Genomic DNA, 10,504 nt, shown 5'->3' with positions numbered 1-10,504 from the left:
TGAGTTGCCTACGTGTCACACCCAGCGTCCTACCAGGTCCCGGCCCCGCACGGGACCAGAACCCGAGATTGATCACGACCTCACACAGGCCCTAGTGCGGGATGGGGGTTTGTCCTTGGTCGGTACGAATCGAATTGCATCGTGGGCATCCCGGCGGCGTCGAAGTCGGCAGTGTCCGCGCCGATCAGGGTCATGTAGTCGGCGAGTCTCTGGCTGTTCTGCGAGGGCGGCCCCCCCTGACCTGCTCGGCACCGGGGAGCCGCCTGCGAGCGCGGCTCCTGAGCTGCCCACGGCGAAGGCTCCCCGGGAGATCGGGGTCATGGCCTCGGCCTCCCGAGGGCTCTCAGCGCCATCGATGGCTGTCTCAGCGTCAGAGATCCGATGAATATGCGTCTGGCTGAGGATGATCCGGGCATGCGTCGTCTTCTCGCGCCGATACGTTGGACGACTCGCGGAATCTGTGACATGGGCGTCGTCGTCAAGTCTTCAGACGTAATCGATCGGGCGAATGAGTCGTAGAAGCGGGCCGCTGGGAGCTGTGGCGGCTGGTGGTGTGGCAACGCGACCCCGAACAGGCAGGCCTTGTGCGGAGGTACCGCAATGGGGATCATGAGGCCGCCGCCCGCGAAGGCAGCGCCTGAGTACTGCTCAACTCATATGGCTACAAAGGGGTTTGCATGAGGTCATGGATGCGCTCGGGGGCCGTGGCGGTTGCCGCCGCGCTGGCCCTGGGCATGGCGCCCGGGATCAGACCCGGCCTGTCGGCCGCGGCGGAGACCGCACCGGCGGGAGGTACGGCGCACAGTGGCGGCCGCACCGTCACCCTGATCACCGGGGACACGGTGACGACCGACGGTGCGGGGCGGGTCATCGGGGTCCGGGCGGGTGAGGGACGCGAGGACATCGCGATCTCGGTCCACCGCTACCAGGACCGCAGCTACGTGATCCCCGGGGACGCGGTGCGGCCGCTGGCCGAGGGCACCGTGGACCGGCGGCTGTTCGATGTGACGGAGCTGCTCGCCTCGGACAACGGCGACACACGGCGGAACTCGACGCCGCTGATCGTGACCTACCGTACGGCCGGTGAGGCAGCGGCGAAACGGGAACTCGCCGCCGCCGACGCGGACGTCGAGCGGAACCTGCCGGTGATCAACGGCCAGGCGGTCGAGGTGTCCGGGTCCGACGCCTCGCAGGTGTGGAACGCGCTCACGGACGCCGGTACGGGCGCCAGGGCGGGTGCCACCCGGATCGCCTCCGGCATCGAGAAGGTGTGGCTGGACGCAGCCCGGACGGCGAGCCTGGACCAGAGCGTGCCGCAGATCGGCGTGCCCACGGCATGGGCCTCCGGCTACGACGGCAAGGGCGTCACCATCGCCGTACTGGACACGGGCGTGGACCAGACCCACCCGGATCTGGCTGAGCAGGAGATCGCCGAGAAGAACTTCGGCTCCTCGCCGGACAACGTGGACCGGGTCGGCCACGGCACCCATGTCGCCTCCACCGCGGCCGGTTCCGGCGCCAGGTCCGGCGGCCGCTACAAGGGTGTCGCCCCCGGCGCGAAGATCCTCGACGCCAAGGTCCTGGGCGACAGCGGATCGGGCTCCGAGTCGGACATCATCGCCGGTATGCAGTGGGCCGTCGACCGGAATGCCAACGTTGTCAACCTCTCCCTGGGCGGCACCGACACCGCGGGCACCGACCCGCTGGAAGAGGCCGTCAACACCCTGTCCGCCACGACCGGAACACTGTTCGTGGTAGCCGCCGGCAACGCGGGGCCCCTCGCCGGCACCGTCGGCTCTCCCGGCAGCGCGGCCGCCGCGCTCACCGTCGGCGCGGTGGACAAGCAGGACCGGATCGCCACCTTCTCCAGCGTGGGCCCCACCCAGGACGGCTCCCTGAAGCCCGACCTCACCGCGCCGGGCCGGTTCATCGTCGCGGCCAAGGCGGCCGAGGGCACGATAGGCACCCCCGCCGGCGACGGGTACGTCTCCCTCAACGGCACCTCGATGGCCACCCCGCATGTCGCGGGCGCCGCGGCCATCCTCGCCCAGCGGCACCCCGACTGGACCGGGCAGCAGCTCAAGCAGGCCCTCGTCTCCTCCACGAAGCCCACGGCCGGCCTGACCGCGCAGCAGCAGGGCACCGGGCGGGTGGACGTCGCGAAAGCCGTCGGACAGACGGTGAGCAGTGAGGCGTCCTCCGTCGGCTTCGGCGCACAGCAGTGGCCGCACACCGACGACACCCCGCTGACCAAGAAGATCACGTACCGCAACACCGGCACCTCGGCGGTCACCCTCCGCCTGGCCGTCCAGGCGACCGACGCCGACGGAAAGCCCGCTCCCCGGGGGCTGTTCACCGTTTCGCCGAAGCGCGTCACCGTGCCCGCGGGCGGCACCGCCTCCGTGGACGTGACCGCCGACACCCGCACCGTACCGGCGGGAGGCGACTACTCGGGCGCTCTGGTCGCCACCGGCGGCGGCCAGAGCGTACGCACCGCCCTGGCGGCCGATGCCGAGGTGGAGTCGTACGACCTGACGTTGAACGTCCTCGACGGCAACGGCGACCCGGCGTTCTTCCCGTTCATCATCCTCTACGGCCTGGACAGCCCGGCCCTGCTGTGGAACCAGCCGGGCACCGACGGCATCGCGCGGTTCCGCGCGCCGAAGGGGGCGTACAACGTCTTCGCCCTTGTCACCACCTGGAGCGGTGCGGGCGCGGGGACGGCGGAACTGGTGCAGCCTCGGCTGTCGTTGAGCGCGGACACCCGCACGGTCCTGGACGCCCGTGCGGCCAAGCCGGTCTCGCTCACCCCACCGGACCCTGACGCCACGTCCAACGGCGCCTACGCCTCGTACGTGATGCGCGCGGCCGGGTCGGGTCTCGCCGTGGGCATTCTGACGGGCAGTGACTTCTCGCGGCTCAGGATCGCCCGGTCCGGTGCCTCGGCATCACCCGCCGACGGTTTCGAGGCCCAGGTCGGCGCCACCTTCAGCAAGGGCACCGACACCGCGTACGACCTGCTGTACACCAGATCCGGCTCGTTCTTCGACGGCTTCTCGCACACGACAAGAACGAGCGAACTCGCGCGCGCGGACATCAGCGCGGGCGCTCCCGCGGCGGGCAAGACGGGCAGTGTCGGGGCCGCCTGGTACTCGCCGTTCGACGAGGGCTACAGCGTCGCCGCCCCTGACTTCGCCCTCCCGGGGCGTCAGCGGCACTACGTCACCGTGCCCAAGAACTACACCTGGGGCTTCGACTTCCTGCAGAAGGGCGCGGACGGCGGCCACGAGACGTACCAGAGCAGCGCGGGCCGGACGTACCGGGCCGGACGGAGCTACTCGGAGACCTTCAACACCGGAGTGTTCGGGCCCAGCCTGGCCGAAGGACCGGGTGGCGGAGGGGTGTCGCGTACCGGTGACGACCTGAAGATATGTGTGCCGCAGTTCACCGACGGCTCCGGCCATGTCGGCGACTCCGTGACCGGGACGGCCAAGGTCACCCTCACCTCGGGCGGCGTCCCCTACCTGTACCGCACGTCGAGCGCGCTGGAGAGGAAGTACCTGCGCTGCCTGCCCGTCAGCACGCTCCCTCCGGCACGGCAGTCCTACCGCCTCACCTCGGAGTTCTCCCGGCCTGCCGAGGTCTCCGGGGTCAGCACCCGGGTCAGTGCCTCCTGGACGTTCGGCTCCGGCCGGGTGTCCGGCACGCGTGCAGCCGAACTGCCGCTGTCCTCGGTCCGCTTCGCCCCCGAACTGACGTCGGCCAGCACGGCGAAGGCGGGCGCCCGTCTGACGGTGCCGCTCGTCGTCGAGGGCGCGGCGGCCACGCGGGGAGTGAAGGCGCTCACGGTCGAGGTCTCGTACGACGCGGGGGCCACCTGGCGGAAGACGGACGTCCGTTCCTCCGGGAGCACGCGCCAGGTGACGCTGACCCACCCCGCGGACGCCGGGTCGGTCTCCTTCCGAGCCCGTCTGACGGACACGGGCGGGAACACACACACGGTGACGATCACCGACGCGTACCGCCTGACACGCTAGGTCCTCCTGTCTGGAGTTCGGATCACGACTGCGGTGCGATGCTGCGGGCCAGGGCATCGCACCGCACCGCCCGGATTCCGTGACGCCGCAGGTGGCGGCGGTTGCGGCGGCAGGGGTGCGCGTTGTCGGCGGCCACTGTGTCCGGTGTCGTCGGCGGAACCGCCATATCACCGTGTTGAAGTGTTTCCGCAGGTCGGGGATGGGTTCGACTGTGGCGATCGGAAGGTGGGGCTCGATCAGGGCCTACTGCTCGTCGGTGAGATCGCCTCGCGCCATGACTGACGGGCTGTCAAGAAAGGCCCCATGACGCAGGCGATCTACCGAACTCGTGATCCGGACTCCAGACAGGACCTAGCTCAGGAGCGCCTCGAAGTCGTCCTCGCGGGCGTGGAGTTCGAGTTCGTCCAGGGCGGACCGGGCGGCGGCCGCGGCCCGCGGATCCGTGGTCTCCAGACCGCTCTCCGCGAACTCGTCCTCGTCCAGACGCAGTACGGCCCTGCCGTCGGCGGAGCGCCACAGGTCGAGGTCGAGGTCCTCGACGACCAGCTCGCCCTCCGACACGGAGGCCGGGCGGGTGATGTCGCAGTACCAGCCCTTCAGTACTCCCTCGGGACCACGGACCTCCTTCACCGCGTACCAGCGGTCGCGCCAGTAGTGCTCGGTGAAGACGTCGCCCGGTTCGAAGCGGACGAAGCCGAAGTCGCGTACTCCGTCACCGGCCCAGGGCGCTCGGACGGTGACGTGGGTGCCGTCGTCGTGCAGCAGCTCGGCCGGGTAACGGATCTTCGTGCGGCCCGCTTTGACCAGGACGATGTCCAACTGGAGGGCGGACTCAGGCGAGTTCGCGGACATGTTGCACCTCCGTGGCGCAGATCTCGTAGCCGAACCACTTGTTGACCGCGAGCATCGGTTCGTTGCCCGCGTCGTTGGCCGTGAACGCCTCCGTGTAGCCGGCCGCGCGGGCGCGGTGCAGGGAGTCGTTCTTGGCGAGCTTGGCGAGGCCTCGGCCGCGGTGGGCCCGGGCCGTTCCGGTCATCACCGTGCCGTAGCGGGTGCCGCCGTCGGTACGGGCGGCGCTGAACGCCGCCGGGCGGCCGTCGACGACCGCGACCGAGGTCAGTTCATGGTTGAGGAGGGGGTGGTGCCAGGTCTCCTTCAGCCAGGCCTCGTAGTCCGTGAACTCATGGGCGATGTCGCTCGGTTCGTCCAGCAGCGTCTCCGCGTCCAGGTCGAACAGCGGGCGGGGATCGTCCGCGAAGTCCGCGGCCGTGCGCAGTTCGACGTCCGCGGGCGGCTCCTGGCGCGGCGGCAGCGTGCAGGTCGACAGGTCCAGGCGGAGGAAGTGCGCGGAGCGACGGGGGAGGTAGCCGCGCTTCTCGGCGAACGCGCGGTTGGCCGGTTCGTCCACGACCCGAACGAAGAGCTTGGTCGCGTCCAGGGCGGCGAGGCGCTCCTCGGCGGTCCTCACGAGCAGCGAGCCCGCGCCCCGGCCCTGGCGGTCCGGGTGCACGTACACGTTCAGATAGCCCTGGCCGGGCTGCGGGCTATCGTACACGACGCCGACCTGGGCCGTGCCGACGAGTTCGCCGTCCTCCTCCGCGACCAGCGGCTGGAAGTGGGCGTCGGGGTGGGCGTTCGCGGCGTCGTAGGTGATGGCCTCGGGGGTGGAGAGCATGAAGGGGAGAGCCAGGTGCCGGACACGGGCGAAGCCCTCGGCGTCTCCCGCGCGGAAGTCGCGGACGATCACAGTCATGACGTCGCACGCTACGTGGGCGGTGAGGCCGGGTGCCTCTCATTTTCCCGCCGGTGCGGGACAATCACTGCGTGACGCTGAAGATCGACATCGAGGACGACGCGGGGATCGCGCCCTACGAGCAGGTGCGCGCCCAGATTTCCGAACAGGCGCGGGCCGGGGCGCTGCCGGTGGGCTACCGGCTGCCGACCGTGCGGGGGCTGGCCGAGGAGCTCGGCCTCGCCGCCAACACGGTCGCCAAGGCGTACCGGGCTCTTGAGTCGGACGGGGTCATCGAGACGCGGGGGCGCAACGGAACGTTCGTCGCTGCCGCGGGCTCGGCGGCGGAGCGGGAAGCCGCGTCCGCCGCGCAGGCCTACGCCGATCGCGTGCGGCGGCTCGGGCTGTCCGAGGCCGCCGCCCTCGCCGCGGCCCGGGACGCGCTGCGCGCGGCGTACGGGGCGTCCGGCTGACGGCTGGCGGTCGACGGACCGCGGCTGACGGTTGGCGCTGGCTTGGCGTTGGCGGCTGCGGCTGACGATTGGCGTTGGTGTTGGAGCCGCCCTGGAATGCTGCCGGTCGTTTGCTGTCTGCGGGAACGCCTGGCTGGTCGCGCCCACGTGGCGGAGCCGCACATCGACACGGCCCCGCGCCCCTGAAGGGGCGCCCTAGTGTGCGGAGTTGGCGTGGCGTGGTGTTGGCTTGACGGCTGCGGCTGCGGCTGCGGCTGCGGTCAGCGGGTCAGCCGGTCGGAGGGGTGGGGCGCCGGGCAACGGGCCAGGCGGCCCCGTCGTGTGCCGAGTTCGGTGACGCCCGGGTCCGCCGCGCCGGTTGTGCACCGGCGCGGCGGAGGGACCGGTCGCGCGTCCTACAGATACAAACCCGCGTCCGCGCCCTCTCGTTGGTCCGGGACCGAGGTCGGGGTGGTGCCCCGGCGCAGGGCGTACAGCTCGGCGAGGGTTGCGCCGTCCCGGGGGAGGCCATCCTCCGTGCCCAGCCAGGTCGCGGACTCGCGGCGGGTGAGCGGGCCGACCTCGATACGGGCGAGGCAGCGGCCGGGTCGTACGACGGCGGGGTGCAGGCGCTCCAGGTCCTCGTTGGTGGTGACACCCACCAGGACGTTGCGGCCCTGGCCCAGCAGACCGTCCGTGAGGTTCAGCAGGCGGGAGAGCGCCTGGCCCGCCGTGTGCTTGGCCTCGCCGCGGATCAGTTCGTCGCAGTCCTCCAGCAACAGCAGCCGCCAGCGGCCCTTGCCCGTGCCGTCCTCCTCGCCGATCGCGATGTCCATCAGATAGCCGACGTCGGAGAAGAGCCGCTCAGGGTCCAGCACACAGTCCACCTGGCACCAGTCCCGCCACGAGCGCGCCAGCGTCCGCAGCGCCGACGTCTTGCCCGTACCCGGCGGACCGTGCAGCAACAGCAGACGGCCCGCGATGTCCTCGGGCGTCGTCTTCATCAGGCCGTCCATCGCGTCCGCCACGGGCGCGGTGTAGTTGGCGCGCACCTCTTCCCACGTACCCGCCGAGATCTGGCGCGTCGTGCGGTGCGGTCCGCGCCGGGGCGACACGTACCAGAACCCCATCGTCACGTTCTCCGGCTGGGGTTCGGGCTCGTCGGCCGCGCCGTCCGTGGCCTGGCCCAGCACCTTCTCGGCGAGCTCCGCGCTGGTCGCGGTGACGGTGATGTCGGCGCCCCGGTTCCAGCGCGACACCAGCACCGTCCAGCCCTCTCCCTCGGCGAGGGTCGCGCTGCGGTCGTCGTCGCGGGCGGACCGCAGCACCTGTGCGTCAGGGGGGAGCAGCGTGGCCCCGGAGCGTACGCGGTCGATGTTCGCCGAGTGCGAGTGCGGCTGCTCGCCCGTCGCGAAGCGGCCGAGGAACAGCGCGTCGACGACGTCCGACGGTGAGTCGCTGTCGTCGACGTTGAGCCGGATCGGCAGAGCGTCGTGTGGGTTCGCAGACATGCCGCCATGATCCGTCACGTGGGCGACCCGTGCATCCGGTTTCCGCGTTGCGCACCGAAGGGGGCACGGCGGAGGGGCGCGCAGGAGGGGGCGCACCAGAGGGAAACGTGTCAGCGCGTGTCGGCCGGTTCCCCCGAGGTCCCGTGTATCCCCTCCGTCCTGTTACAGGGCTGTGGTCGACGGAACCTGTTCTACCGCTGACCCCCGCCGTTACTGTTGCCCTTGATGGGACGTCATGGGTGGAATTCGGGGACTCGGCGGTGGCGGTTCACCGCTCTGCTCGGTGTGGGCGTGGCGGCTCTGGCCCTGGTGCTGACCCTGATCAACACGCTTCCCGGCGACACGGGCAGCGAGGCCGGCACGACCCGTGACGGCGACAAGGTGCACGGCACGCCGGCCGTTCCCCAGTCGGAGCCGAGGCCCGAGGTGGGCTGGGGTTTCACCCACACCCAGTTCAGCGCCGACGAGGGCAGCGGCGCCGCCACGAAGCGGGTGGAGAAGCGTCTCGGCGAGCAGCCCCTGCCGCAGATCCAGCACATCATGGGCTGGGGCGCGGACAACCCCGAGCCGGTCAAGGGGCGGTACGACTTCGAGGACATGGACCGCCGGATCGACTTCGTCCGGGAGACGGGCGGCACGCCGGTGGTCACGCTGTGCTGTGCCCCGGACTGGATGAAGGGCGGCAAGCCCGGCTCCGACAAGACCGACTGGAGCCAGGCGGCACTGGAGACGGCGCCGGACCGCGCCCACTACAAGGACTACGCCGCCCTCGCCGCGACCGTCGCCAAGCGTTACCCGGACGTACGCCACTTCATCGTCTGGAACGAGTTCAAGGGTTTCTGGAACGACGCCGAGGCCCGCTGGGACTACGAGGGCTACACCGAGCTGTACAACCTCGTCTACAAGGCGCTCAAGAAGGTCGACAAGGACATCGAGGTCGGCGGGCCCTATCTGGTGATGGACAGCCTCGACCCGCGCCAGAAGGAGAACGCGTCGAAGACGCTGAAGGGCAGCTGGGGCGCCATGGACCAGCGGATCCTCGACGCCTTCGACTACTGGAACAAGCACAAGGCGGGCGCGGACTTCGTCGTCGTCGACGGGTCCAGCTACACCAAGGACGACGATCTGCTGCCGGACGAGTTCGGGGCCACCGACAAGTTCACGGCCGTCAGCCGGTGGGTCCGGAAGCAGACCGGTGACCTGCCGCTCTGGTGGGCCGAGTACTACGTGGAGCCCGCCGACGGCGAGGACGTCCGCGACGGCTGGACCGAGCCGCACCGCGTCGCCGTCCAGGCCTCCGGTCTGATCGCGATGGCCCGCGGCGGCACGACCTCCGCCTTCTACTGGAACCCGGAGACCGAGAAGGGTGCCACCTGCCCCGGCTGCCTGTGGACCCCGACCGACCGCGCGGGCGGCGGCAAGGCGTTGCCGATGCTCGACCTCATCTCCCGCTTCGACAAGGAGTTCCCGCCGGGCACCAAGTACGAGCAGGTCTCCGTCGCCGCGGACGACAAGCCCAACGTACGGGTGCTCGCCGACGACAAGGCGCTTCTCGTGGTGAACACCCTCGACCGGAAGATCAGCGCGAAGGTCGACGGGAAGCGGTTCGAGATGGGGGCGTACGAAGTGAAGTGGCTTGGGCGTTGATGACGATGACCTTGTCGGTGTGATGTCGCGGCCTGGACGCCGGCACGGATCAAGACCGTGGTCGGACGCCGGTGCCACAGGAGTCTGACGCTCTCAGCCATCGCGCGGATGCCGCACCGGAACGGCTTCAGCCACCAGGTCCCGGCCCGCCGTCCGGTGGAGCGCGACGGTGATTCCTTCCCCGGCCGCGTGAAGGAGACCCGGCCGCTCTGCTGCTTGTCACTTGCTCTTGCACGCAGGGTCTCGTCCGGCTTGCCCCAGGGGACGACCAGCCGGGGCCGGCGGTTCCTCCCCGTAGTAGTACGTTTTCACGTCGCGTCCCACCAGTACGGCCGGCCTGATGGAGTGCGGCCAGAGGCGAGGAGACCGCCGTGCGGCAGGATGTCCACCCGGTCCGGGTCCGGGTCCGGGGCGGGGTCCGAGTCCGGGGTTGGGCCGGTGGCTGTGGCGGTGTCTCTGGGCCATGGTCCATCCGCCCGCAGCCCTCGTCCTTTCGGCCGAGGCCGGGGCTCGTAACCGGCCGTTGTACCGAGGCGGCGAGGGCGGGCTCAGGAGGAGGCTCTGAACACGGAGCAGCCGGTAGGGGCCGGCCGCCACGCGAACCGAGGAGCACCCCATGAAGCGCATCGTCATCGCCCTGTCCGTGGCCGCCGTACTGGCGGGAGGTGTCGTGGTGGGATGGAACGTGTTCGACAACTCGTCGGTCGCCACCGCGAGCGGATCCGATCACATTGTGCCGCGCAGTGAGGTCGAGAAGCAGGCCAAGGAGAACTACGCCATCCCCTTCGTCCAGGACGGACCGCAGTCCGTGAACTGCCCGCGGGGGCTGCGCCCGAAGAAGTACGACAACGTGGAGTGCACCGCGGTCTTCAAGGGCGAGCGCAAGACGATGCTGATCTCCGTGACCGGAGTGAAGGGCGACCGGGTGAGCTTCGACTACGGTCTGACGAACTAGTGCCGCAGGCGGCCAGGGCGATCAGGGCACGGGTGAGCAGCAGCCGACCATCCCCCGAGCGGTGGGGGGGGGGGGCCCCGCCCCGGGGGGCCCCCCCCCCCCCCCCCCCCCCCCCCCCCCCCCCCCCCCCCCCCCCGACCCCCCCACAACAAGCGGGGGGAGACACCCCA

Annotated in this window: 7 protein-coding genes and 1 pseudogene; 5 read left to right on the top strand and 3 right to left on the bottom strand. The window is 70.7% G+C overall.

Features of this window, described 5'->3' with window-relative positions:
• Window positions 1-677: 677 nt before the first annotated feature.
• Complete coding sequence (locus ACH4YP_RS47745; RefSeq protein ID WP_398497858.1) at window positions 678-4,037, top strand: S8 family serine peptidase; 3,360 nt, start codon at window positions 678-680, stop codon at window positions 4,035-4,037.
• A gap of 351 nt (window positions 4,038-4,388) precedes the next feature.
• On the opposite strand, the gene ACH4YP_RS47740 is transcribed toward ACH4YP_RS47745, so the two are convergent.
• On the bottom strand, window positions 4,389-4,889 hold the full coding sequence (locus tag ACH4YP_RS47740) for a DUF402 domain-containing protein (protein WP_398497856.1): 501 nt from the start codon (window positions 4,887-4,889) through the stop codon (window positions 4,389-4,391).
• Complete coding sequence (locus ACH4YP_RS47735; protein WP_398497854.1) at window positions 4,870-5,790, bottom strand: GNAT family N-acetyltransferase; 921 nt, start codon at window positions 5,788-5,790, stop codon at window positions 4,870-4,872. Before ACH4YP_RS47735 ends, ACH4YP_RS47740 begins: the two co-directional genes overlap by 20 nt.
• 71 nt (window positions 5,791-5,861) lie before the next feature.
• Here ACH4YP_RS47735 and ACH4YP_RS47730 point away from each other — a divergent pair, with 71 nt between their 5' ends.
• A complete protein-coding gene (locus tag ACH4YP_RS47730; protein WP_189840143.1) occupies window positions 5,862-6,242 on the top strand; it encodes a GntR family transcriptional regulator in 381 nt (126 codons plus the stop codon).
• A gap of 395 nt (window positions 6,243-6,637) precedes the next feature.
• On the opposite strand, the gene ACH4YP_RS47725 is transcribed toward ACH4YP_RS47730, so the two are convergent.
• Window positions 6,638-7,732: a DUF5925 domain-containing protein gene (locus tag ACH4YP_RS47725; RefSeq protein WP_361068797.1), complete on the bottom strand. Its 1,095-nt coding sequence runs from the start codon at window positions 7,730-7,732 to the stop codon at window positions 6,638-6,640.
• Between the two features lie 225 nt (window positions 7,733-7,957).
• Here ACH4YP_RS47725 and ACH4YP_RS47720 point away from each other — a divergent pair, with 225 nt between their 5' ends.
• The 3 genes and pseudogenes from ACH4YP_RS47720 to ACH4YP_RS47710 all read left to right on the top strand — a co-directional run bounded on the left by ACH4YP_RS47720 (window position 7,958) and on the right by ACH4YP_RS47710 (window position 10,334).
• Complete coding sequence (locus ACH4YP_RS47720; protein ID WP_398497852.1) at window positions 7,958-9,379, top strand: xylan 1,4-beta-xylosidase; 1,422 nt, start codon at window positions 7,958-7,960, stop codon at window positions 9,377-9,379.
• 36 nt (window positions 9,380-9,415) lie between these two features.
• Window positions 9,416-9,895 (top strand): annotated as a pseudogene (locus ACH4YP_RS47715) (winged helix-turn-helix domain-containing protein); the annotation flags it as partial.
• A 100-nt stretch (window positions 9,896-9,995) separates the two neighbouring features.
• Window positions 9,996-10,334, top strand: coding sequence for a DUF4333 domain-containing protein (locus ACH4YP_RS47710; protein WP_361068802.1), 339 nt, complete (start codon window positions 9,996-9,998; stop codon window positions 10,332-10,334).
• Window positions 10,335-10,504: the final 170 nt, after the last annotated feature.

The sequence above is a fragment of the Streptomyces sp. NPDC020747 genome, from assembly GCF_044334695.1.
GTDB lineage: Bacteria > Actinomycetota > Actinomycetes > Streptomycetales > Streptomycetaceae > Streptomyces.
This window is presented reverse-complemented; position numbering and strand designations above follow the sequence as displayed.